The sequence below is a fragment of the Paraburkholderia rhizosphaerae genome (assembly GCF_004366595.1).
In the GTDB taxonomy this organism is placed as follows: Bacteria; Pseudomonadota; Gammaproteobacteria; order Burkholderiales; family Burkholderiaceae; genus Paraburkholderia; species Paraburkholderia rhizosphaerae.
Genome location: NZ_SORE01000024.1, coordinates 1 through 22,856, shown reverse-complemented (window position 1 = coordinate 22,856; position 22,856 = coordinate 1). Strand labels below are relative to the sequence as shown.

General features: G+C 63.1%; 19 protein-coding genes and 1 pseudogene. 13 read left to right on the top strand and 7 right to left on the bottom strand.

What is annotated here, in order from left to right:
* Positions 1 to 2: 2 nt before the first annotated feature.
* From BX592_RS26035 to BX592_RS34920, 10 genes are all read left to right on the top strand, one after another.
* On the top strand, positions 3 to 2,096 hold the full coding sequence (locus BX592_RS26035) for a right-handed parallel beta-helix repeat-containing protein (protein ID WP_134196056.1): 2,094 nt from the start codon (positions 3 to 5) through the stop codon (positions 2,094 to 2,096).
* A 75-nt stretch (positions 2,097 to 2,171) separates the two neighbouring features.
* Positions 2,172 to 4,142, top strand: a complete 1,971-nt coding sequence (locus tag BX592_RS26030; protein WP_134196054.1) for an acyltransferase family protein — start codon at positions 2,172 to 2,174, stop codon at positions 4,140 to 4,142.
* A gap of 7 nt (positions 4,143 to 4,149) precedes the next feature.
* Positions 4,150 to 5,592: a lipopolysaccharide biosynthesis protein gene (locus tag BX592_RS26025; RefSeq protein ID WP_134196052.1), complete on the top strand. Its 1,443-nt coding sequence runs from the start codon at positions 4,150 to 4,152 to the stop codon at positions 5,590 to 5,592.
* Positions 5,593 to 5,609: 17 nt separating this feature from the next.
* Positions 5,610 to 6,566, top strand: a complete 957-nt coding sequence (locus BX592_RS26020; protein WP_166676470.1) for a glycosyltransferase family 2 protein — start codon at positions 5,610 to 5,612, stop codon at positions 6,564 to 6,566.
* Between the two features lie 34 nt (positions 6,567 to 6,600).
* Positions 6,601 to 7,824 (top strand): hypothetical protein, encoded by a 1,224-nt coding sequence (locus tag BX592_RS26015; protein WP_134196050.1) that lies wholly within the window; start codon positions 6,601 to 6,603, stop codon positions 7,822 to 7,824.
* Positions 7,825 to 7,879: 55 nt separating this feature from the next.
* A complete protein-coding gene (locus BX592_RS26010; RefSeq protein WP_134196048.1) occupies positions 7,880 to 9,076 on the top strand; it encodes a glycosyltransferase family protein in 1,197 nt (398 codons plus the stop codon).
* Positions 9,073 to 9,588 carry an acyltransferase gene (locus tag BX592_RS26005; RefSeq protein ID WP_134196046.1) on the top strand — a complete coding sequence of 172 codons (516 nt, stop codon included), beginning with the start codon at positions 9,073 to 9,075 and terminating at the stop codon, positions 9,586 to 9,588. The genes BX592_RS26010 and BX592_RS26005 overlap by 4 nt, the downstream gene beginning before the upstream one ends.
* The gene (locus BX592_RS26000) at positions 9,585 to 10,721 is read left to right on the top strand and encodes a glycosyltransferase (protein WP_134196043.1); all 1,137 of its coding nucleotides are present in this window, start codon (positions 9,585 to 9,587) and stop codon (positions 10,719 to 10,721) included. Before BX592_RS26005 ends, BX592_RS26000 begins: the two co-directional genes overlap by 4 nt.
* The gene (locus tag BX592_RS25995) at positions 10,718 to 12,046 is read left to right on the top strand and encodes a glycosyltransferase (protein ID WP_166676469.1); all 1,329 of its coding nucleotides are present in this window, start codon (positions 10,718 to 10,720) and stop codon (positions 12,044 to 12,046) included. The genes BX592_RS26000 and BX592_RS25995 overlap by 4 nt, the downstream gene beginning before the upstream one ends.
* Entirely contained in the window at positions 12,046 to 12,603 is a 558-nt protein-coding gene (locus tag BX592_RS34920; RefSeq protein WP_134196040.1) for a hypothetical protein, read from the top strand. The genes BX592_RS25995 and BX592_RS34920 overlap by 1 nt, the downstream gene beginning before the upstream one ends.
* Positions 12,604 to 12,610: 7 nt before the next feature.
* On the opposite strand, the gene BX592_RS25985 is transcribed toward BX592_RS34920, so the two are convergent.
* The 3 genes from BX592_RS25985 to gmd are packed head-to-tail and all read right to left on the bottom strand — an operon-like array spanning position 12,611 to position 15,379.
* A complete protein-coding gene (locus BX592_RS25985; RefSeq protein WP_243849733.1) occupies positions 12,611 to 13,288 on the bottom strand; it encodes a putative colanic acid biosynthesis acetyltransferase in 678 nt (225 codons plus the stop codon).
* Complete coding sequence (fcl, locus tag BX592_RS25980; protein WP_134196038.1) at positions 13,285 to 14,262, bottom strand: GDP-L-fucose synthase; 978 nt, start codon at positions 14,260 to 14,262, stop codon at positions 13,285 to 13,287. Before fcl ends, BX592_RS25985 begins: the two co-directional genes overlap by 4 nt.
* 4 nt (positions 14,263 to 14,266) lie before the next feature.
* Entirely contained in the window at positions 14,267 to 15,379 is a 1,113-nt protein-coding gene (gmd, locus tag BX592_RS25975) for a GDP-mannose 4,6-dehydratase (RefSeq protein ID WP_134196036.1), read from the bottom strand.
* 457 nt (positions 15,380 to 15,836) lie between these two features.
* Here gmd and BX592_RS25970 point away from each other — a divergent pair.
* Positions 15,837 to 17,048: pseudogene (locus BX592_RS25970) on the top strand (glycosyltransferase family 4 protein); the annotation flags it as partial.
* 120 nt (positions 17,049 to 17,168) lie between these two features.
* On the opposite strand, the gene BX592_RS25965 reads toward BX592_RS25970, so the two are convergent.
* Complete coding sequence (locus BX592_RS25965) at positions 17,169 to 17,801, bottom strand: HD domain-containing protein (protein WP_134196032.1); 633 nt, start codon at positions 17,799 to 17,801, stop codon at positions 17,169 to 17,171.
* Between the two features lie 61 nt (positions 17,802 to 17,862).
* Positions 17,863 to 18,882, bottom strand: coding sequence for a GlxA family transcriptional regulator (locus tag BX592_RS25960; protein ID WP_134196030.1), 1,020 nt, complete (start codon positions 18,880 to 18,882; stop codon positions 17,863 to 17,865).
* Between the two features lie 422 nt (positions 18,883 to 19,304).
* Here BX592_RS25960 and BX592_RS25955 point away from each other — a divergent pair, with 422 nt between their 5' ends.
* Positions 19,305 to 20,186: a methyltransferase domain-containing protein gene (locus tag BX592_RS25955; protein ID WP_166676468.1), complete on the top strand. Its 882-nt coding sequence runs from the start codon at positions 19,305 to 19,307 to the stop codon at positions 20,184 to 20,186.
* Positions 20,187 to 20,195: 9 nt separating this feature from the next.
* Entirely contained in the window at positions 20,196 to 20,654 is a 459-nt protein-coding gene (locus tag BX592_RS25950) for a cupin domain-containing protein (RefSeq protein ID WP_134196176.1), read from the top strand.
* On the opposite strand, the gene BX592_RS25945 is transcribed toward BX592_RS25950, so the two are convergent.
* Together BX592_RS25945 and leuD are read right to left on the bottom strand one after the other, a co-directional pair.
* Positions 20,655 to 21,971, bottom strand: coding sequence for an MFS transporter (locus BX592_RS25945; RefSeq protein WP_134196026.1), 1,317 nt, complete (start codon positions 21,969 to 21,971; stop codon positions 20,655 to 20,657).
* Positions 21,972 to 22,088: 117 nt separating this feature from the next.
* Positions 22,089 to 22,742 carry a 3-isopropylmalate dehydratase small subunit gene (leuD, locus tag BX592_RS25940; protein WP_134196024.1) on the bottom strand — a complete coding sequence of 218 codons (654 nt, stop codon included), beginning with the start codon at positions 22,740 to 22,742 and terminating at the stop codon, positions 22,089 to 22,091.
* Positions 22,743 to 22,856: the final 114 nt, after the last annotated feature.

Below are 22,856 nucleotides of genomic sequence, written 5' to 3'. Positions count from 1 at the left end.
CCATGACGCTGCGCCACTCTCACCCGGCACGCCGCGCGGCACGCTGGCTCGCGCTCGGCGCGTGCCTGCTGCCGGCTTTCGCGAGCGCGTTGACGTTGCACGTGAGCGCCGCGGCGACCGATACGCCAGCCGATGCGCAAGCGAGCGCCGTGACCGCGCCGACCCAGGCGAAAGGGGATGTCGGTTTGCGCGCGGCAGTCGCGGTGCTCGCCGCGAGCAAGTCGCGTTTCGCGGGCGGCCACGTCGATCGTCTCGACATCGTGCTGGGCGCGGGCACCTATCGGCTTGCGCAACCGCTTCAACTGCAGTTCGATCCGAGCTGGCGCGGTACGCCAGTGACCTTGTCGGGCGCGGGCGCGAGTCGCACGATTCTGTCGGGCGCGAAAATCGTGCGCGGATTTCACGCGCCGGGTGCGAACGACACAGCGGCCGCGCGTCTGCCGGCGGCCGCGCGCGGTCATGTGCTGGTCGCGAAACTGGCGGACAGCGGCATCGACGATGCGGGTACGTTCGAGCGTCAGGGCTTCGGCATCCGCGTGACGCCCGCGCCGCTCGAACTGTTCTACCGGGGCGAACCGCAGACGCTCGCGCGCTGGCCGAACCAGGGTTTCGCGACAATCGCGTCGCTGCCCGACGGCGAGAAGGGCACGCGCTTCACGGTCGCGGGCGCGCCGCTCGATGCGCTGAAGGCTGAACCGGAATTACGCGCGATGGGGTACTGGGCGCGCGACTGGGCCGATACCACGCTGCCTGTCGAAGCGGTCGATCCATCGTCGAGCACCGTCACGCTCGCCGCGCCGGCGCCGACCTTCGGCATGAAGACCGGCCAGCGCATGCGCTTCGAGAACGCGCTGTCGCAACTCGACCAACCCGGCGAGTGGTATCTGGACCGCGCGTCGATGACGCTCTATTTCTGGCCGCCCGCGCCACTGCACGACGGCGATGTCGAAGCGTCGGTCAGCAACCAGTTGCTCGTCGCGACCATCGCGTCGAACCTGACCATTCACGACCTCGGTTTCGAAGACACGCGCGGCAACGCGATCGAGATTCACAGCGGCCTGAACGTCGTGATCGAGCACGCGACGGTGCGCAACGCGGGCAGCGTCGCGGTCTGGTCGACTGCGAGCAACAGCCACTACCGTTTTATGAACGTGTCGAACACCGGCGAGGGCGGCTTCGTGGTGTTCGCGGGCAACCGGCAGACGCTCGCGGCCGGCGACGTGTCGATCGAAGACAGCGTGATCCACGACTACGCGCTTCGGTCGCGTGCGTACCGGCCCGCGATCAGCCTGTCGGGCGTCGGCGACCGGATCGAGCGCAACCATATCTACAATGGCCCGCACGCGGCGATCATCTTCAACGGCAACGACCATGTGATCAGCGGCAACGAAGTCGACCACGTCGCGCGCGAGGCCGGCGATACCGGCGCGCTTTACACCGGCCGCGACTGGACCGCGCGCGGCACCATGATCGAAGGCAACTTCCTGCACGACATCGGCAGCGCCGCGCAGCCGCAGGCGACGATGGGCATTTATCTTGACGACCAGGCCGGCGGCACGACGATCCGCCGCAATGTGTTCTCGAAGGTCAATCAGGCGATCTTTATCGGCGGCGGCCGCGACAACGTCGTTGAGGACAATCTGTTCGTCAACTGCACGCCGGCGATCTATATCGATTCGCGCGGACTCTCGTGGCAGAAAGGCCTCGCCGACGATCCGAACGGGCAACTGCGGCGTCAGCTCGCAGTCGTCAACTTCAACCGCCCGCCGTACTCGACGCGTTACCCGAGCCTCGCGAGCGTGCTCGCCGACGCGCCCGGCGCGCCGAAGGGCAATGTCTTGCGTCGCAATGCGGTGATCGGCGGCAAGGCGACCTCGATCGATTTGCGCGCGGCGTCGTATGTCGATATCGGACCGATGTTCGGCGCGAGCGACGTGAGCTTCGTCAACGCGAAGCCCGACGCACAGCGCAGCACGTTCGCCGATTTTCAGATCGCACCATCTTCGCGTGCGCTTCACGAGGGATTCCAGCTGTCGCCGTTCCACCCGATCGACGCGTCGGGCGCCGGCAAGCCACCCGCAGCAGCTAACGAGTAGCACGCAGCACGTACGCGTAACACGCATCGCCGGCACCGGATCCGCCAGGGGCCTTCACACGGGACACGGAACATCATGCGCTTCAGACAGGACATCAATGCCTTAAGAGGAGTGGCGGTCGCGCTCGTCGCGCTGTTTCACTTTCAGACCCCAGGCTTTAACGGCGGCTTTATCGGCGTCGACGTGTTTTTCGTGATATCCGGCTATCTGATGACGGCGATCGTCGTCGGCCGACTCGATAAAGGGCGTTTCAGCCTGTGGGACTTCTATGTCGCGCGCTTTACGCGGATCGTGCCCGCGCTGGCGGCGCTGGCCGCGGTGCTGATGGTGTTCGGCTGGTTCTATCTCGACCAGCATGCGTACAAGGTGCTCGCCGAACATGCGGGCGCGGCGCTGACGTTTATCTCGAACTTCGTGTTCTGGCGCGAGGCCGGCTATTTCGACGTGTCGTCGCAGACCAAGTGGCTGCTGCATACGTGGTCGCTCGGCGTCGAGTGGCAGTTCTATATGGTGTACCCGATCATCCTGATGCTCGGCGCGCGCGTGCTCGGTAACAAGCGCGGCGTCTATCAGGTGCTGCTGCTGCTGATCGGCGTCGTGTCGTTCGCGCTCGATCCGGTGATCGCGCGCAACCACCCCGAAGCGAACTTCTTTCTGCTGCCGACGCGCGCGTGGGAAATGGTGCTCGGCGGTCTCGTGATGCTTAACGCCGAGCGCTTCACGCTTGCGCCCCGCGCCGCCGCGACGCTGCAGGCGATCGGTCTCGCCGCAATCGTCTATGCGGGCTTGTTCTATACCGACGCGTACGACTGGCCCGGCGTGATGACGCTGCTGCCGGCGTTCGGCGCAGCGCTCGTGATTCTCGTGGCCGCGAACGACAGCGTGTTCTCAACCTTCAAGCCGCTGCAACTGCTCGGCCGCTGGTCGTATTCGATCTATCTGTGGCATTGGCCGCTGACCGTGCTGATCCACTACCTCGATCTGCCGAGCCACGATCCGAAGGTCATCGTGATCGGACTCGCGTTGTCGGTGCTGCTCGGCTTCCTGTCGTACGAACTCGTCGAACGTCGCGCCGCGGGGCTGCGCGAGCGCTTCGGCCTGCGCGGTCTCGGCACGCTCGCGCTCGCGCCGGTGGCGGTGGTGCTCGCGTGCGCGGGCGTCACCTTTGCGAACGGCGCGGCCGCGCGGCTGCCAAGCCAGATCAGACTCGTGTCCGCCGAGAGCACCGATGTCGATCCGCGCCGCACCGAATGCCTGACCAATAGCGTCAAGCGGATGATCGAAGGCTCGGGCCAGATCGGCTGCAAATACGGCGATTCGCCGAAGATCGGCGCAATCGTTTGGGGCGACAGTCACGGCAACGCAGTGATTCCCGGCATCGTCGCGGCAGCCACCGCGGCCAACGACAGCGTGATGTTTTACGGCACCTCCGGTTGCCCGCCGTTCGTCGGCGCGAGCCGGTTCGGCAAGCACACCGAGGAGCCGTGCCGTTTCTTCGCGAAGCGGGTTGCCGAAGACCTCAAGCAATACCCGCCGAGCGTGCCGATTATCGTCGTCGCGCGTTTCTCCGCGTACGTCGACGGCAAGAACGACAGCCCGGACCCGACCATCCTGATCGGCTACAACGGCGAACGGCCGCTCGCCGATCCTGAGGAGCGGCGCACGCGCTATTCGAGCTTCCTGACTCAGGACCTCTGCTCGCTCGCGAAAAACCGGCCTGTCTATGTGCTGATGCCGATCCCCGAGATGGGCGAGGATGTGCCGGCGGTGCTCGCGAAGTCGCTGATTCTCGGCAAGCATCCGCAAGACGTGTCGGTCACCGAAGCGGCGTACTACAAGCGCAATGCGGTCGCGCGGGCCGCGATCGAAAACGCCGCGACCAGTTGCGGTGTGAAGACGCTCGATCCGCTGCCGTATCTGTGCCGCGATGGCCGCTGCTACGGTTCGCAGGCGCTGATTCCGCTCTATATAGACGGCGATCACCTGAGCGCACGCGGCAGCCGTCGGCTGAGCCCGTTGTACCGCCCGATCTTCGACGGGAGCTAGACCGGCCATGTCCATTCAACAACCCTCGGTCGGACGCAACGCGCGCTGGCTTGCGACCGCGCAGATCGCCAAGAGCGTGGTTCAGCTCGTCGGCCTGTCGATCCTGTCGCATCTGCTGACTCCTGCTGACTTCGGCGTGATGGCGCTCGCGACGGTCGTGACCAACTTCGCGGGCCTGCTGCGCGACATGGGCACAGGCCCCGCGCTGATCCGCAGCCGCGACATGTCGCCGACCCTCGCGAACTCGGTGTTCTGGGTCAATATCAGCGCCGGCGCGGCGATCGCGCTCGTCATCGTGGTGTTCTCGGTGCCGCTCGCGCGGCTGTTCAACTCGGCGTCGCTGAGTCACGTGCTGTGCTGGCTCGCGCTGATGTTCCCGATCATGGCGTTTGGCGCCGCGCACCAGGCGCTGCTCGAGCGCGCGTCGCAGTTCCGTACAGTCGCGCGCTCGGACGTGGTGTCTTACACGAGCGGCATGTGCGCGGCGATCATTGCCGCGCGTTTCGGTCTCGGGCTCACGAGTCTCGTCGTGCAGGCGCTCGTGCATTCGAGCATGTCGTCGCTGCAGATGTTTCTTGCATCGTCATTCCGCCCGAAGCTGCGCTGGGACGCGAAGGAAGTGCGCAACATCTTCGGCTTCTCGTCGAATCTCACGTTGTCGAATCTGGTGATCTACCTGAACCGCAACGCGGACTCGATGATCGTCGGCAAAGTGCTCGGCGCGATCGCGCTTGGGCCGTACTCGCTCGCGTTCAAGATCATGCTGTACCCGCTGCAGAGTATCGCGTTCGTCGCGTCGAAGGCGTTGTACCCGGTGCTCAGCGCGCAGCAGACCGAGCCCGACAAGCAGCGCACGAGCTATCTGCAGAGTGTGTCGTTCGTCGCGCTGATCACCGCGCCGCTGATGGGCGGCCTCGTCGCGCTGCGCGAGCCGTTTATCGCGGTCGCGCTCGGCCCCAAATGGGCGAGCGTCGCGACACTGCTGGTCTGGCTCGCGCCGGTCGGCTTCGTGCAATCGGTGTTGAGCACGGCGCCCGCGGTGTTTATGGTCAAGGGCCGCACCGACTGGCTGCTGATGCTCAACTTCGGCGTCGCGCTGCTGCATATCGCGTGCTGGTTGATCGGCGCGCATTTCGGGTTGCAGGGGATCGCCGCCGGTTATCTGGTCGCGACGCTGACGAGCGCGCCGATCCACCTCGGCGTGACTGCGCGTTTGCTCGAAATGCCGTTCAGCGCGCTGTATCGCGCATTGCGCTGGCAGGTCGTGCTCGGCGTAGGCGTGTGCCTGGTCGCGATGCTCGCGAGCCGCGCGATCAGCTCGCTCGACTGGCCGGCGCTGGTGCGGTTGATCGTCCCGGGCGTCGTCGGCGCTGCCTACGGCCTGTGGCATATCAGCCGTTTCAATCCCGACCAGATGTTCGCGCTGCGCCGTGCGCTGCGCTTTGCCTGAACCGTGAGGACTTATCGATGAATTCGCCCCTGGTGACCGCCGTGATCCCGACCTACCGCCGCTCGACGATGGTGCGCCGCGCCGTCGAAGCCGTGCTCGCGCAGGACTACCCGGCGCTCGAGGTGATTGTCGTCGACGACAACACCGAACCGGCCGAGCAGCAAGCGGTCCGCGACGCGCTCGCGGACCTCGGCGACAACGTGATCGTGATTCCGAATACGCGCAGCAAAGGCGCATGCGGCGCGCGCAACACCGGCATTCTGCGTGCGCGCGGCGAATGCATCGCGTTTCTCGACGACGACGATCTGTGGATGCCGAGCAAGATCCGCGAGCAGGTGGCGCTGCTCGAACGGACGAACTATGTCGCTGCGCTGTGCCATTACATCGACGTCGATGTCGAATTCAATCACGCGCGGCGCTGCCGCCCGAGCGCACCGGTGTTCACGCGCACGCAGGCGCTCGGCGGCGAGTGCCCGACTTCGACCAGCCTCGTGCTGGTCAAGAAGGCCGTGCTGGTCGACGCAGGCCTGTTCGACGAATCGCTGCCGAGCTTCCAGGACTTCGACATGTGGCTGCGCTGCCTCGCGTTCGGCGACTTCGGCTATGTCGACGACGCGCTGGTGACCTTCGTGCAGCACGGCGGCGACCGCACCAGCGTGAACCTGAAGCGGCGTATGGCCGGGCTCGCCGCAATCGAGAAGAAGTGGGGCGCCGAAATGAATACGCGCACCGACTTCGCGGTGTTCCGGCGGCGCATCAAGGTCGACGCGCTGATCGCGAACGGCAAGGCGCGGCTGGGTTCCAGCTATTTCGCCGCGATCGATTTTTTCGTGCGCGCGCTGATAGCCGACCGCGGTTCGCGGCGCACTGCGTTCTGGCTCGCGATCGGCCTGGTTGGCGCGCGCGGCGGCAAGGCGCTGTATGGCCGGCTGCTCGGCATGCGGCACGTCGAAACGGTCGAGGTCGCCGCATGAAAACGGCCATCGATCGGTCAACCAGAGTATCGCCATGAAACGCATCGCGTTGCGCATGATCGCCGATTTGCGTGCGAACCCGTTCGCGCACGGGCTGATTCTGCTGCTGCCCGCGATGCAGTTCGGGCTCAACTATTTCGCGTCGGTGGCCGCGCTGCTGTTTATCGCGCTCGCGTGGCATATGCGCATGCGCATCACGCCGCTGACGACCGGCGTTATCGTGATCGCGGTCTCGCTGAGCCTGGTCTGGACCGCGATTTATCTGCCCGAGATACCCAATCTGGAGCGCGAGGCGCGGCTTGCGGTCGGCATGCTGCTGCTCGCGTGGGGGATGAGCGGTGTGCCGCGTCACGACATCGCGAAGTTCAACGGCTGGTGGCCGCTGCTGATGCTGCTCGCGCTGACCGGTGCGGCGCTGCTGCAATCCATCGCGGGCCGCAAGGGCATTTCGCTTTATGTGCCGACCAGGTTCTTTATCAACAGCAACGACGTGTCGCTGGCGGCCGCCTGGGCCGAGCATGCGCGCGAACACGGCTACGACTTCAAAATCCGCCCTTCCGCGAGCTTTTCCGAGCCGTCGTATCTCGGCGGCATCAGCCTGTTCCTGAACTTCATCTGTCTGCATATGCTGCGCGGCCGCCCGCGGCTCGTTGCGAATGCGTCGGCGGTGCTCGCGTGCGTGGTCTCGCAGACGATGTTCGGGCTGGTTGCCAATCTGGCGATCATGTTCGCGTTCTATCACCGGCATATCAACAAGAGCGTGCTGATCTGTCTCGCGGCGCTTGGGCTCGCGACCATCGCGCTGCCGATCTTCGCGGCCGAACCGAGCCGGATCGAGCGGATTCTGTCGGGTAATGACGTGTCGGCGGGCTTGCGCGTGTTCCAGCCGTTCGAGGTGCTGAACCACGTGTTGTGGGAGATGCCGTTCGGCGTGCCGCAGACGGTGTCGCTCGAATACTTCATCCGCGTCGGCATGGTCCATCGCTTCGAGGATGCACCGTTCCAGAACGGTGCGTTCAACACACTGTTCGCGTTCGGCTGGCTCGGCTTCGCGGTGCTCGCGATGTTTCTGCGCGCGGCGGGCGGCGGCATCTGCGCGTTGTTCCTGATGCTGCTGTTTTGCCAGAACGGCGCGCCGTTCGACTTCGACAAGCTCGTGATGGCGATCTTCGCGATTCACGTCGCGCGGCATGTTCGCGCGACGACGGACCCGCATACGCTGACGCGAATCATCGCGCCGCGGCGCCGCTTCGCATGAAAGGCAAATCGCGCGCCACTGACGATCCTTCGTCCCGCTATTTTTCTGGAACCCCATGAACCCACGCCAATTCTTCTTCGCGCCGGTTGTCCTGTCCCGCTATAACCACCGCAATGGCACGGCGTTTCCTGTCAACGCGGCCTCGAACAAGGTTATGGGAATGGCGGCCGGGGTCCGCAGCCAGGCGAGCCCGTCGCTGATCGTCAGTTCGCCGATCGTCACCGCGAGCCGGCGCCAGCGTTACTTTGGCAGTTACGTGTGCCGCGACCAGCAACTCGCGTGCACGTATCTGCCGGCGATCAGCGTGCGCGGGCTGAACCGCGTGTTCGCCGCGTTCGCGTATCTGGCCTTCGCGATGCGGCACATCCGGCGCGGCGACGGCGTGGTGTTCTATAACTACTTTCCCGAGTATGTGCCGGTCGCGAGCTTCCTGCGCTGGCGGCTGGGCCGCGACAAGGTCGTGATGGATCTCGAGGACGGCCCGCGCGGCGACGAAAAAAACCTGCGTGGCTATATGAACCGGTTCAGCCTGCGGCTGATGTCGCGCGTCTGCAGCCCGCGGGCGATTGTCGTATCGCGGCAGCTCGCGGACGTGATGAAGATTGACGACGCGTGCGTGGTCAACGGCGTGTCGCCCGATATCGAGCCGGGACGCCCGGCGTTCGGCGCGCGCGTGACGTTTCTCTATGGCGGCTCGATCAATACCGGCACCGGCCTCGAACTGTTTGCGTCCGCGCTGCGCACGCTTGCACGCACACGCCCGGAACTCGCCGCGCGCACGCATTTTGTCGTCACCGGTTTCGGCGGCGGCGATGCGCTTACCGCGCTCGCGCAAGAACTCAAGCCGACCGGCTTCACGCTCGACGTGCGCCAGGACACCGGTCCCGATGAGTACAAGAAGATCCTCGCGCGCGCCGATGTCGGGCTGTCGCTGAAGCTGCCGGATAGCGAGCTCAATGCGACGACGTTCCCGTCGAAAGTCATCGAATTCGCGAGCCATGGTCTGCTCGTGCTGACCACGGACATCAGTGATATCCCGCTGCTGTTCGATCGCGATACGGCGGCGATCTTGCCCGATGCGGAAGCAGCCACGCTCGCGAACCAGTTCGCCGCGATCGCGGACGATCCGAAGCGGTATGCGCCGATTGCCGCCGCCGGCCAGCGCAGGATTGTCGAGCAGTGCAGCCGCCGCTCGGTTGGCCGGCGGCTTGTTGAATTCCTCGGTGTCACCCCGGAGCTCAGCACAAGATGAAACGCATCCTCGGCGCGTTACGCAACCCGGTCGCGAACTTCGCGCTCGCGATTCTGCCGGCAACCGGCTGCTTCACGTTCAAGCGCGCATTGCTCAATGCGCTCGGCTTCGAGATCGGGGTCGGCGGCAAAGTGACCGGCGGCGTCAAGTTTTATGGCCGTGGCCGCATCGCGATCGGCGAGGACACCTGGATCGGATTGGGCACCCTGTTTATCGTCGCGCCGGATGCGGCCATCGTGATCGGCGCGCGCTGCGATATCGCACCGCGCGTAATCTTTCACACCGGCTCGCACCGGATCGGCGACCACCGCCGGCGGGCCGGCGAAGGCTATTCGCTGCCGATCACGGTCGCGGACGGCAGTTGGGTCGGCACGGGCTCGGTGCTGCTGGGCGGCACGTCGGTCGGCCGCTCGTCGATTCTCGCGGCCGGTGCGATGGTGCTGGCCGGAGACTATCCGGCCGACTCGCTGCTTGCCGGCATTCCGGCGACAATCAAGCGGGCGCTCACATGAACGCGCGCTCGACTTCGTACTCGCGCATCGTGTTCTGGGAGCCCTGCGTGTCGCCGCATAAGTCGGCGTTTATCAATGCGGTCGCCGCGCGCTTCGGGTCGGCTGTCGAAGTGAGCTGCGTCGCGCACGAGGGCGTGCCCGAGTCACGCCAGGCGCTTGGCTGGGGCGATGGTTCGGTCGCGTTGCCGCCGACCGTCGTCGCGCCGTCCGATGAAGAGATCGCCGCGCTGATACAACGCGGCGGCGAGCGCTGCCTGCATGTGTTCTCGGGGGTTCGCTGGTTTCGCACGCTGACCACCGCGCTCGCGATCGTGCAGCGCGACGGGCGTGCGTTCGCGATCATGTCGGAGCCGCGCGATAACGCGGGCGTCGCGGGCGCGGTTCGCTACCTGCAGTCGTGGATCACCGAAGCCGCGCTGCGCCGCCACGTGCAGTTCGTGCTCGCGATCGGACGGCACGGTCCGCCGTGGTTCCGTTCGGTCGGCTACCGGCGCGAGCGGGTGTTTCCGTTTGCGTATTTTCTGCCGCCACCGGCGACCGAGGTCGACACGCCGCGCCAAAGCGCCGCGCAGTTGCGTATCGCGTACGTCGGCCGGTTGATCGAAAAGAAGGGCGTGCAGTTTCTGCTGCCGGCGATGCGCGAGCTCGGGCAGCGCGCGCGGCTTACGTTGATTGGCGATGGCGAATTGCGCGAGCGCCTTGTTGCGCAGGCTAAAGAGTTCGGTGTCGAGACCGAGTTCTGCGGCGTGCTGCCGATCGAACAGGTGCAGCGCCGCATGCCCGATTTCGATGTGCTGGTGCTGCCGTCGATCAGCAAGGACGACGGCTGGGGCGCGGTCGTCAGCGAAGCGTTGATGGCTGGCACGGCGGTCGTCGCGTCGAATTGCGCGGGCGCATCGATCCTGCTCGACAGTCCGCGCAACGGGCGCGTGGTGCGCCCGGGCGACAGTTCAGCGATTGCGGCCGCGATCACCGATCTGGAACGGACCGGCGCGCTATCGTCGCGCTCGCGTCGGACTCGCAGGAAATGGGCACTCGAACGATTGACCGCGCATGCGGGCGCTTCGTATTTCGAACAGATCGTCCGGCACCGGGTGGGCAATGCGCCGCGGCCGAAGGAGTTCTATCTGTGAATCGAATCAATTCGCCGGCCCTGCACGACCGGCAGCGTCAAATGGGCGATGCGGATGGCGTGCGCCCGTATCGCGGGGCGTCCCTGTCTCATGGGGCGTCATTGACTTCTGCCGCGTCGCTTGCGACTGCGTCAGCAGCGGCAACGCGCGACCCGCTGCGCGTGCTGCATATTTTGCCGTCGCTCGATCCGCGCATGGGCGGCGTCGCCGAAGCGGTCGTGCAACTGGTCCGGCATATGACGCCGTTCGGCTGCACGAGCGAAGTCGCGACGCTCGATGCACCAGATGGTCCCGCTTTCGACCGTGTCGATGCGCCCGTGCATCGCCTCGGACCGGGCCGCGGTTTCTATGGTTTGAGTTTGCCGCTCGTGCGCTGGCTGCGCGCGAATCGCGCGCGCTTCGATGCGTTCGTGGTTCATGGCATCTGGCAGTTTCATAGCTTCGCGGCGTGGTCCGGTGTGATCGGTTCGCGTACGCCGTTGTTCGTGTTCCCGCACGGAATGCTCGACCCATGGTTCCAGTACACCTACCCGAAAAAGCACCTGAAGAAGCGCATTTACTGGGCTCTGCTTGAACAGTGGGTGTTCAATCGCGCCGACCGTGTGCTGTTCACGTGCGAGACCGAGCTCGAGCTTGCGCGCCGGCCGTTTCTGGGTCAAAGGCACCGGCTCGCGGTTAACGGCTTTGGCATCGACTCGGTACCCAATGACGACGAAGTCCCGGCGCATGCGTTTAGCGACGCGTTTCCCGAGGTACGGAACAAGCGCGTGATGCTGTTTCTGTCGCGTATCCACGAGAAGAAGGGATGCGACTTGCTGATCGATGCGTTCGCCGATGTCGCGGCGCTTGATCGCGATCTGTGCCTCGCGATCGCGGGGCCCGGCGAACCCGCGTTGCTCGAGCGGCTGAAGAGCCTCGCGGCGTCGCGTGGTATTGCTGAGCGCATCGTGTGGACTGGCATGCTGGGCGGCGCGCTCAAGTGGAGCGCACTGCGCACGGCCGAAGTGTTCGTGCTGCCGTCGCATCAGGAGAATTTCGGCATCGCGGTCGTCGAGGCGATGGCGTCGCGTACGCCGGTGATCATCACGAACAAGGTCAATATCTGGCGCGAGATCGAAGCGTCGGGTGGTGGCTGGGTTTGCGACGATACGCGTGAAAGCGTGGCCGACGCGCTGCGGCGCTGGGCGCTCGACACGACGGCCGATGCACGCGATGCGATGCGCGATACCGCGCTTGCCTGCTATGAACGTCATTTCCGGATCGAGACCGCCGCGCGACATCTGGTGAGCAGCGTGAGCCTCGTGTCTTCTTCAAGGAAGCGCTAATGATGAAAGCGATAACGCTTCGAACCACGCTGGCTGCGATTTCCGGTGTCGGGTTCGCTTGTACGGCGGCTGCCTGGGTATCACTCGTGCCGGTGACTGCGATTGCGCAAAGCATGAGCGGTGGTCAAAACCATAAGAGCGGTGTGACGGGTATGGGGGGGATGTCTTCTGCTTCGCCGGGTATGGGTTCTTCTGGCGGTGCGGGGCTGTCGTCGCACGGCAGCAGCAGCTTCGGTGGTGCGTCCGGTGGAATCGGGCAGCGCAGTTCCGGTAGTTCGATGAAGGGATTCGGTGGGGGTGGCGGCGCGGGCAGCGGTGGTCTTGCAGGCAGCCGGGCAGGAGCGTCGGGTTCGCGCATCGGATCGACGGGCCACAAGGTGCCGAAGTTGAAGCTCAAGCCGGCAAGTGAAGCATCCGCAGGCTCGTCGGGACACAGCATCTACGACTACACGTACGGCGCGGAAGCCACCGGACGTAATGCAGATGCGATCTATAAATCACGCGATGCGGTCGCGCCGACGGATAACTACAAGTTCGGCGCGACGGACTATCGCTAAACCTCTCTCATCCATTCGCGTCGCGCGGCTTCACCGCGCGCGCCGGGTTGCCGACGTACACAAACCCTTTCTGCAACGAGCGGATCACCGTGCTGCGCGCGCCCACCACCACACCATCGGCGATCGTCACACCCGGCGCGATAAACACATCCGATGCGACCCAAACCTGCGTGCCGATCCGAACCGGCCGGCCGCGAATCGCGAAGTCGACGGTCTGGTAGTCATGGTCGCCCGCGCAGATATACGACTTCTGCGAAACGACCGAATGCGCGCCGATATCGATCGGTCCGAGCGAATACAGCGTGACGTCGTCGCCGATCCATGCGTGATCGCCGATCGTCACTTTCCACGGATAAGTCACGCGCACCGTCGGCCGGATGATTGCGCCGACGCCGACCTGCGCGCCGAAGCAACGCAGCAGCATGCGCCGCCAGCCGTAGGCGATTTGCGGCGAAGGCCGGAACAGCAGCGCCTGCACGACCCACCAGAGTTGCACATACCAGCCCGGCCGGCCGCGGAAGCCGGCCGGCACCTTGAACAGAGACAGGTCCTGATAGCGACCGGGTTCCGTGATCGCCTCCACATCGCCACCCGCCGGCGGAGGCGGCGCGTGCGCAGCGCCGCGCAACGCGGGCGCGGCACGCATGTTGCCGCCGCGTTCCGCCGCCTGTCCCCGTGCGCTCATGCCGCGACTGCCAATGCCTCGGACTCGAGAAAGGCCTCGTACGCGCCACGCAGCCCTTCCTCAAGACCGATCCGCGGCTCCCAGCCGAGCGAAGCCAGCCGCTCGCTGCTCATCAGCTTGCGCGGCGTACCGTCCGGCTTCGACAGATCGTGCTCGATGCGGCCCGTGTAGCCGACCACGCGCGCCACCATCTGCGCGATCTCGAGCACGGTGAAGTCCGTCGACGAGCCGACGTTCAGATGCGAGCAGCGCGGCGATGCGACCGAGTAGTAAACGTTCTTCGGCACATTCATCGCGAGCACGCAGGCCGCCGCGAGATCGTCGACATGCAGGAACTCACGGCGCACTTGCCCGGTGCCCCACATCACCGTGCTTTCCGCGCCGCTTTCCTTCGCCTCGTGGAAGCGGCGGATCAGCGCGGGAATCACGTGGCTTTTGGTCGGATGGTAGTTGTCGCCCGGCCCATACAGGTTGGTCGGCATCAGGCTGCGGTAGTCGACGCCGTACTGGCGGTTATACGACTCGCACAGCTTGATCCCCGCGATTTTCGCGAGCGCGTACGGCTCATTGGTTTCCTCGAGCGGGCCGGTCAGCAGCGCCTCTTCGACGATCGGCTGCGGTGCGTGCTTCGGATAGATGCACGACGAGCCGAGGAACAACAGGTGTTCGATACCCGTCTGCGCAGCCTGGTGAATCACATTGGATTCGATCATCAGGTTGCGGTAGATGAATTGGCCCGGATAGGTATCGTTCGCATGAATGCCGCCGACGCGCGCCGCGGCCACGTACACATGGTCGATGCGCTGCGTGCTGAAGAAGTCGCGCACCGCCGACTGGTTCGTCAGATCGAGTTCCGACGAGCTGCGCTTGACCACGTCGACGTTGCCGTCAGCCTCGAGCCGACGCACGATGGCCGAGCCGACCATGCCGCGGTGCCCCGCGACAAAAACGCGCTTGCGTTTGGATAGGACCATGACCTTACTCCTGGCGTTCGAAGACGGGGAAGCCGTGTTGCTGGACCAGCGTGTCCTTGCGGGCTTCGGTCAGGTCGCTGATGGTCATTTCGTGCACGAGCTGTTCGAAGGTGATGCGCGGCTCCCAGCCGAGCTTTTCCTTCGCCTTGGTCGGATCGCCAAGCAGCGTCTCGACTTCGGTCGGGCGGTAGTAGCGCGGGTCGACTTCGACGATCACATCGCCGACCTTCACGCGCGGATCGAGCGTGACGTCCGACACAATGCCGCGTTCCTTGTCGCCTTTGCCTTCCCACCGGATTTCGATGCCGACGTGGCGAGCCGCGAGGTCGACGAACTCACGCACGCTGTGCTGCTTGCCGGTCGCGATCACGAAGTCTTCCGGTTTATCCTGCTGCAGCATCATCCATTGCATCTCGACGTAGTCGCGCGCATGACCCCAGTCGCGCAGCGAATCGAGATTGCCGAGATAGAGCTTGTCCTGCAGGCCGAGCGAGATGCGCGCCAGTGCGCGCGTGATCTTGCGCGTGACGAAGGTCTCGCCGCGCAGCGGCGATTCGTGGTTGAACAGAATGCCGTTGCACGCGTAGATGCCATACGCTTCGCGATAGTTGACCGTCATCCAGTACGCGTACATCTTGGCGACCGCATACGGGCTGCGTGGATAAAACGGCGTGGTTTCTTTCTGCGGAATTTCCTGGACCTTGCCGTACAGCTCGGATGTCGACGCCTGATAGAAGCGCGTTTTCTTCGCGAGGCCGAGCAGGCGGATCGCTTCGAGAATGCGCAGCGTGCCGAGGCCGTCCGCGTTGCCCGTGTACTCGGGTTCCTCGAACGAAACGGCTACGTGGCTTTGCGCCGCGAGGTTGTAGATCTCGTCGGGCTGGACGGACTGGATGATGTGGATCAGGCTCGACGAATCCGTCATGTCGCCGTGGTGCAGGATGAAACGGCGATCCGTCTCGTGCGGGGCCTGATACAGATGATCGATGCGTTCTGTATTGAACAGCGAAGTGCGCCGCTTGATACCGTGAACGATATAACCCTTTGACAGAAGAAATTCCGCCAAATATGAACCGTCCTGGCCCGTGATACCCGTGATCAACGCGGTTTTCGACATGGAGAGATCTCGCAAGTGAATGATGGGGGTGCGTAGCAGCAGTAAAGCGCCCCGGCGAAACACACGGCAAGCTCATTAAATACTTTGGCGGTTAGCGGCGGTAGTTTGGCGCTGTAAAACCGCTCGAAGACCCGAGTTGACAGACGGCGGCGGATCAAAAAATATTCGCTAATGCGCACGCAATAACCTCGCGAATTGGCGCAAGGAATTACGAACATATCGGCATGGGCACTTTTGCAAAGCGTCATCGTGCTTTAGATTGGCGGCGTTATATCGATCTGCCAACCGATCATGTCGATGTCTGATGCGACAACCCGTCGAGCGAGCATCTTCGAACGCGGCGTTGCGATCAGGGACTGAAGACGGTTATCCTCGCGCGTCGCGCTCACCGCGTGGCGAGCACTTGAAGTGAACGACTGCGCATGGATAAGGGCATGTTGAAGAGCGGGAAGGGCGCATGAGCAATGGGCACATCGGGACGCGCAGTTCGCCTGCGTTGCACGCGCGCAGTGCGCGCGCGGCCATTCGGGTTACCAGTACGGTGCGTGTCGCAATCGTCCACGACTGGCTCGTGTCGTATGCGGGCGCCGAACGCGTGCTCGAGCAGATCATCGCGTGCTTCCCGGATGCGGACCTGTTCGCGATCGTCGACTTTCTTGAAGACCGCTCGTTCATTCGCGGCAAGCCGGTTACCACGACCTTTATCCAGAAGCTGCCGTTTGCGCGTGCGAAGTATCGCGCGTATCTGCCGCTGATGCCGCTTGCGATCGAGCAGTTCGATTTGTCCGCCTATGACGTCGTGATCTCGAGCAGTGTCGCGATCGCGAAGGGTGTGTTGACCGGGCCCGACCAGGTGCATATCAGCTATGTGCATTCGCCGACTCGCCATGCGTGGGACTTGCAGCAACAGTATCTGAACCGGTCGAAGCGGACATCCGGACTCAGGTCACTGTTCGCGCGGCTTGTTCTGCACTACATCCGGACCTGGGATATCCCCGCCGTCAATTCGGCCGACTCGTTGATCGCGAACTCGACGGCCACTGCGCGGCGCATCTGGAAGGTCTATCAGCGCGACGCGGCGGTGATCTTTCCGCCGGTCGATATCGAAGGCTTCGCGCTGGATACGCAAAAGGAAGACTTTTATCTGACGGCGTCGCGGCTCGTGCCGGACAAAAAAATCGACCTGATCGTCGCTGCGTTCGCGCAGATGCCCGAGCGGCGTCTCGTGGTGATCGGCGACGGTCCGGAGATGCGCAAGGTGCGCGCGAACGCGACGCCGAACGTCGAGGTGCTCGGTGATCAGCCGGCGCCTGTGCTGCTTGAGCGGATGCGACGTGCGAAGGCGTTTGTGTTTGCCGCTCACGAAGACTTCAGCGTTCCGGTGGTCAAGGCGCAGGCGTGCGGCACGCCGGTGATCGCGTTCGGCAAGGGCGGTACGCTTGAAACGGTGCGAGACCTCGCCGATGCACGCCCAACCGGCATTGTGTTCGGCGCGCAGACGGCGGAAGCGATCGTCGCGGCGGTCGAAGACTTCGATGTGAACGCGGCGCATTTTTCACCCGCCGATTGCCGCGCGAATGCCGAGCGTTTTTCTCCTGCGCTGTTTCGCGCGCGTTTCTTCGCACATGTGCGCGCGAGAGTTCCAGCGCTGCGAGACTCGATGTTGCCGCTGCTCGAAACACCGCGGGTCGGCGCGGCCTCGGAACCGACATTACCGTGACACGCCGCGCTTCGGTGCGGCTGCGGCTGCGGCTGCGTCAGCGTATCTGCCCGGGAACCGTATCGCGCACTACACGCCCAGGATAAGCGAGCAGACGTTCGTTCTTTGAAATGACGGGTCCTTGTATGCCAGGAAATCGTCGTTGAACGTGCCGAACGTGCTGTGAGGCCGGTGTTTCATCCCGTCATAGAACGCATCGACCATCTCGTGCCTGAAGCGCTCTCCACGCGGATGAGCGCTTAGCACCGCAACGCGCTGTTCTTCGGTCAAGTCATCTTCACCCACCCCGACCAGATCTATCGCAGCGCCGGCCTGGGTCAATGCAATCTCGGCATGCATATGCTCGGGAATGCCAGGGGTCGTATGAAGCGCGATCGCGGACCAGACGATCGACACGTCCTGCTCGGATAGGCCACGGCTGCGCAAAAAGTCGCGCGCTGCATTCGCGCCATCTACTTCGAACCTCAACTGGCTCTCGCGGTATGCGTCGGTGAGCCCGATATCGTGGAACATCGCCGCCGCATAAAGCAGTTCGGGATCGAAGCGCAAGTTGTGCGCGCGTCCTTTCATCGCGCCCCAGAGGTAGACGCGAGCCGAGTGGTGGAACAACGTATCGCTTTGCGTATCGCGAACAAATTCCGCTATCTCCCGTGCCAGCTGACTGTCGGGAGTCCATAGGCCCACATTCTTTCTCGCTGTCATGTTCTGTCTCCACGGACGTCTATGTTCAGCATAGGCGTGCAATGTACCCAGCATAGGTCGTTTATCCGGCACTTTTCGGCCACGCCGGCGCTACCTGTCGTACAGGGCCGATGAGCGCTTCCTCTGACGAATCCGCTTGTGAAGCCCGCGATCCGCGTGCGGAGCGTCGGATGTCCTGTGGCGTTTGACCCAGCACGCGCACGAACGCGCTTCTCATCCGGTCTCTGCTCAGAAAGCCCACGTGCTCGGCAATGGCGTCCATTGAATACCGACCCCGCTCGAGCATCAACCGCGCCGCTTCCACCCGCAGAAGCTCGACCGCTTTCGCCGGCGTGTAACCGGTCTCCTCGCTAAAGGCCCTGCTGAACTGGCGTGGACTCAGACTCGCGACGTTGGCGAGTTCCTCGACGGTCAGGCCTTTGCGCAGGTTCGCACTCGCGTAATCGACGGCCTTCTGGATTCTGTCGGACTTTGGCTCGATTTCAAGCATCGCGGAGAACTGCGAGTGTCCTCCGGCGCGTCTGTGATAGACAACGAGGTTGCGCGCAACTTTCCGCGCAACCTCGCGACCGAAGTCGTTCTCGATCATCGCAAGCGCCATGTCGATGGTGGCGGCCATACCGGCGGACGTCCACATCGAACCGTCGACGATAAAAATCCTGTCTTCCGCGACGGTTATCTGCGGGAACTGGCGTTGCAGGTCCCGCGCAAAGCGCCAGTGAGTCGTGGCGCAACGGCCGTCAAGCACGCCGGCATGGGCCAGCAGAAATGCGCCCGTACACGGGGCGGCGATTCTCCGCGAAGTCCGCACGGACCGCTTGATGAAGTCCTTGAGAGCAGGCGTGGCCGTATCGGTTGCTGCTCCTGAAGCAAACATGACCGTGTCGAAAACTTCGTCGCCGAGCGGCTGTGACTCGACACGCACACCGGCAGACGCCGTTACCAATCCTCCGGCCTCGGAGAGGACCGTAACGTCGTACGCCGTTTCGCCGAGGACGAAGTTTGCGAGTTCGAATGCCGTGATAGCCGAGAATCCCATCAGATAAAAATCGGGAAAGACGACGAGGCCAATTTTATGCATGGGCCTTTCCCGGGTTACTGCAAAAAATCGATTGTTTCTGTGGCATATACGTGTTGCTCTACAGCAATTGTTCTTTGTACACAGCGTAAAGCGACAAAGCGCTTTCGTTCCTGCTTTACGGCTGAGGTGATGAGTTCGGCACGGCTTGGGAAGGTTGGTCAGTCAGGCGAGCATTGGCGATGCCGAAAGCATATCTGTCGCGAACTCTCGCCGACATGACGTAATTGCGATGATTTCAGGACATGCCGGCACCGTCGCCAACGCTGACGACGGTGGGGTGTCATCGAATCGCTTACGAAGCGGCATGTCATGAATTGACCGCATATCTGACGTTTGATAGGGCATTGAACGTCCCTATCCTCTATGTCAGGGAAAAACCGTTATCGGAATCCCGGCTCTCTTTTTGTTTTCAGCGGAAGATCATGGTTACACAGACACAGTTCGAAGGAAAAGACGTTTTCGCTCGCACCTTCGACGCCGACGAGGAATCGCTTGGCGCGATCTCGGAAAGACTGGAAGCGCGCGGAAGACACGTCTTCTTCGCGCAGGTCATCGGCCACTACATGGACGCGCTGCTGTTGAGCCGCAACGAATCCATTCTGGATCTGGGCTGCGGCACGGGCGTCATCGCGAGAGCGCTGACGAAGCGGTGCGATGTTAAAGGGCGCATCACGGCAATCGATATCAGTCCGCGTCTGATTGAAGTCGCGCGGTGCCTTGCATCGGATGAAGGCGTTGCCGACAGGATCGACTTTCTGGTCGGCGACGCGCATTCGATTGTCGAGCCGCAAGGCCGCTTCGACGTGGTCATCATGCACACACTGCTGAGCCATGTGGTCGATCCGGCCGCGGTGCTTCACGAAGCGTATCGCCTGCTTCGACCCGGCGGCCGGATCGTTGTGTTCGATGGCGACTTCGAGTCGCTCACGTTTGCGACGGACGCACCGGATGGCGGAGCGGAAACGGATCGACTGCTCGGCGTGTCAGGGCATGTGCAGGGACGCGTGATGCGTTTGATGCCGCAGTTGCTCACACAGACCGGCTTTCGCCTCGAATGGTCTCGCGCGTATGTGGCGGCCGATATCGGCCGGGCGGATTTCTGGGCGTCCAGTGTGCCGACATTCCGTACGCTGCTGCCGAAGTCGGGCGTGATGTCCTATCCGGATGCAAACGATTACGCGGACAAGCTCGAACGCGCGTCCGCGCGCAATGAATTTTTTGCTTCGTGCAACTTCTATACGAATATCGGGCGCCGAACCGAGTCGCGAGAATGTGACGACTCGGCGCAGAATCTGATCAAGTGAGACGACATGATGACAACGCGAATCAACCCATTGAGCAAACCTCGTTTGGCGGGCCGTGGCGCCCTTTCTCTCGCCGCTATAGCGCTAGGCCTGCTAGCGCTGACGGCTCCGCGACATGCAATGGCGCAAGCAGTGGACAAGGAAAAGGTTGCACCGGTGACGCAGCAGGCGATTCCGGAGGCACCCGGAAAGGCCGTGCTTATCGCCACTGTCACGTATGAGCCGGGTCAGTCTTCGAGTCCGCACAAGCATCCGGGCTCAATCTTCGCGTACGTTCTGGAAGGCAGTGTGGAGTCGCAACTCGAGGGTGGTCCGGTGAAGATTTACCGTGCCGGTGACGCATGGTATGAACCTGTCGGCGCACACCATGTCGTGTCGCGCAACGCTAGCAAAAGCGAACCGGCCAAGCTGCTGATATTCGCGGTGACGTCGGGACACGAGCCTGTTAAACAGCCGCTGGAACACTAGTCACGGCTCCTCTGCCAAACCGGTCGACGGGAAGGTCGGTTCGGAATTGCCGCCGCGGCGCGCGGCGAGCAGGACCGCGCCGCCGCAAATGCCGGCCACGCCGAGTGCGATGAACGAAGGTCCGAAGCTGGTCGACATCGACTTTGTGTATCCGACCAGCAATGGGCCAAGGAGCTGGCCCAGAAAGCTGCCGCCGCCGATCACCACGCCAACCGCGGGCACGGCCTTTCTGAGCGGCAAAATTTCCGTCAGATAAGACGAGATCAGCGGCGTCGGCATCTTCAGCAAGAATCCGATGGCCAGTATCAGCGCGATTTGCAGGTAGAGCAGGTGAGTCGCTGTAAGCGCAAGAACGATCAGGAGCACGCCCGATACGATCATCGGGATCGCAGCGTGCCAACGGCGTTCCTGGTTATGTTTGTCCGACCGGTTCGTGATGTAGTAGATGCCGAGCATCGACATGATGAACGGCGCGCCTGACAGCACACCGATCATCATGCCGCTAATCTGATCGGTTGCCTTGAAGATGGTGGGAAGCCACAGGGTCAGGCCGTACAGGATCACCTGGCTACATGCAAAGCCCAGCACCAGTACCCAGACAAACGGTTCAATGAAGATCGTCAGCCATGAGTCGACGTTTTTGTCCTTGTGCGCAGCCTGTTCTTCAGCGATGTGATATTCGATCGTTTCGCGATCTTCGGTCGACAACCAGCGCGCGGCATCGAGCCGTTGCGGGATCGCATAGAACCACACGGCGCAGAATATCCATGCCGGTAGCCCCTCGACAATCATCATCACGCGCCAGTCGTGATGCGCGAGCACCGCGGCGGAAATCGGTCCCGCGAGGAACCCGCCGGCTGCGACGCTAAGGTTGGAGATACCAAAAGCGCGTCCGCGTTCCGACTTGATGAACCACTGGGCCAGTAACATCGACGAAGCCGCATAGATCGGGCCTTCTGTCAGACCGAGAACAAAGCGGATCGCGAGTAGTTCCTGAAAGTTGCGGGCGAGACCCGTTAGCATCGAAAGGCTGCCAAACAGGATCAGGCAGATACCGATCAGCCGGCGCGGGCCGAGCCGGAGCGCGAGATAACCGGCCAGCATCTGGGTGACGATGTAACCCCACGCAAATGCGCCGCCAATCCAACCCGCTTGCACGGGGTTTAGTGTGAATTCCTTCGCGATGTACGGCAGTGCCATGCCGACATTGACCCTGTCGAAGAACGAGATCATGTACATCACGAAGACCGCTGGAAGGATGATTAACCAGCGCTGCTTTGCCAGGTCCTTCGCAGGTATTGTCGTGTTCGAGGCCATCTGGGCGTCTCCAATGTGCGCACCATCGCTTGGCCGGCGACCCGTCGAGAGACAAGTCGCCGGCTGCCGGATCTGTTTCGGCCGGCGATAACACCGGCATCGCGTGATCCGGGTGGCTTAACGCACCAGCCGGTTATTCAGCCAAGGCTGCTTTGTGAGCCGTTCCGCTTCGAACTGGCGAATCTTGTCCGCCTGGCGCAGCGTGAGGCCGATATCGTCGAAACCGTTCAGCAGACGGTATTTGCGAAACGCATCGACTTCGAACGCGTATTCGGCGCTACAGTCGGTCTTACGCACGACCTGCGCGTCGAGATCGATGGTCAGCTGAAAACCGTTGAATGCGTGGGTTTCGTTGAACAGATGATCGACCTGCTGTTCGGTCAGCACGATCGGCAACAGACCGTTCTTGAAGCAGTTGTTATAGAAGATATCGGCGAAGCTCGGCGCGATCAGCGCGCGAAAGCCGTACTGCTGCAACGCCCACGGCGCGTGCTCGCGCGAGCTGCCGCAGCCGAAGTTCTGGCGTGCGAGCAGAATCGACGCGCCCTGATAGCGCGGCTGGTTCAGCACGAAGTCCTGGTTCAGCGGGCGCTTCGAGTGGTCCATGCCCGGTTCCCCGCGGTCGAGATATCGCCACTCGTCGAATGCATTCGGACCGAATCCGGTGCGCTTGATCGACTTCAGAAACTGCTTCGGGATCATCGCATCCGTATCGACGTTTTCGCGATCGAGCGGTGCGACGAGGCCGGTGTGTACAGTGAATTTATCCATGACGCTTTGTGCCTTTTATCCCAGCTTGCGAATATCGACGAAATGACCTTCGATGGCAGCCGCGGCAGCCATCGCGGGACTCACGAGGTGGGTGCGACCGCCCGCACCCTGGCG

What these genes read in the sequence shown, in the direction of transcription:
- BX592_RS25955 (WP_166676468.1), top strand. Translation starts at nt 19,305, where the DNA reads ATGGTTACACAGACACAGTTCGAAGGAAAAGACGTTTTCGCTCGCACC.
- BX592_RS25985 (WP_243849733.1), bottom strand. Translation starts at nt 13,288, where the DNA reads ATGAGCGCACGGGGACAGGCGGCGGAACGCGGCGGCAACATGCGTGCC.
- leuD (WP_134196024.1), bottom strand. Translation starts at nt 22,742, where the DNA reads ATGGATAAATTCACTGTACACACCGGCCTCGTCGCACCGCTCGATCGC.
- BX592_RS34920 (WP_134196040.1), top strand. Translation starts at nt 12,046, where the DNA reads ATGATGAAAGCGATAACGCTTCGAACCACGCTGGCTGCGATTTCCGGT.
- BX592_RS26010 (WP_134196048.1), top strand. Translation starts at nt 7,880, where the DNA reads ATGAACCCACGCCAATTCTTCTTCGCGCCGGTTGTCCTGTCCCGCTAT.
- BX592_RS25965 (WP_134196032.1), bottom strand. Translation starts at nt 17,801, where the DNA reads ATGACAGCGAGAAAGAATGTGGGCCTATGGACTCCCGACAGTCAGCTG.
- BX592_RS25950 (WP_134196176.1), top strand. Translation starts at nt 20,196, where the DNA reads ATGACAACGCGAATCAACCCATTGAGCAAACCTCGTTTGGCGGGCCGT.
- BX592_RS26030 (WP_134196054.1), top strand. Translation starts at nt 2,172, where the DNA reads ATGCGCTTCAGACAGGACATCAATGCCTTAAGAGGAGTGGCGGTCGCG.
- BX592_RS26020 (WP_166676470.1), top strand. Translation starts at nt 5,610, where the DNA reads ATGAATTCGCCCCTGGTGACCGCCGTGATCCCGACCTACCGCCGCTCG.
- BX592_RS26035 (WP_134196056.1), top strand. Translation starts at nt 3, where the DNA reads ATGACGCTGCGCCACTCTCACCCGGCACGCCGCGCGGCACGCTGGCTC.
- BX592_RS26005 (WP_134196046.1), top strand. Translation starts at nt 9,073, where the DNA reads ATGAAACGCATCCTCGGCGCGTTACGCAACCCGGTCGCGAACTTCGCG.
- gmd (WP_134196036.1), bottom strand. Translation starts at nt 15,379, where the DNA reads ATGTCGAAAACCGCGTTGATCACGGGTATCACGGGCCAGGACGGTTCA.
- BX592_RS26015 (WP_134196050.1), top strand. Translation starts at nt 6,601, where the DNA reads ATGAAACGCATCGCGTTGCGCATGATCGCCGATTTGCGTGCGAACCCG.
- BX592_RS25960 (WP_134196030.1), bottom strand. Translation starts at nt 18,882, where the DNA reads ATGCATAAAATTGGCCTCGTCGTCTTTCCCGATTTTTATCTGATGGGA.
- BX592_RS26000 (WP_134196043.1), top strand. Translation starts at nt 9,585, where the DNA reads ATGAACGCGCGCTCGACTTCGTACTCGCGCATCGTGTTCTGGGAGCCC.
- fcl (WP_134196038.1), bottom strand. Translation starts at nt 14,262, where the DNA reads ATGGTCCTATCCAAACGCAAGCGCGTTTTTGTCGCGGGGCACCGCGGC.
- BX592_RS25945 (WP_134196026.1), bottom strand. Translation starts at nt 21,971, where the DNA reads ATGGCCTCGAACACGACAATACCTGCGAAGGACCTGGCAAAGCAGCGC.
- BX592_RS26025 (WP_134196052.1), top strand. Translation starts at nt 4,150, where the DNA reads ATGTCCATTCAACAACCCTCGGTCGGACGCAACGCGCGCTGGCTTGCG.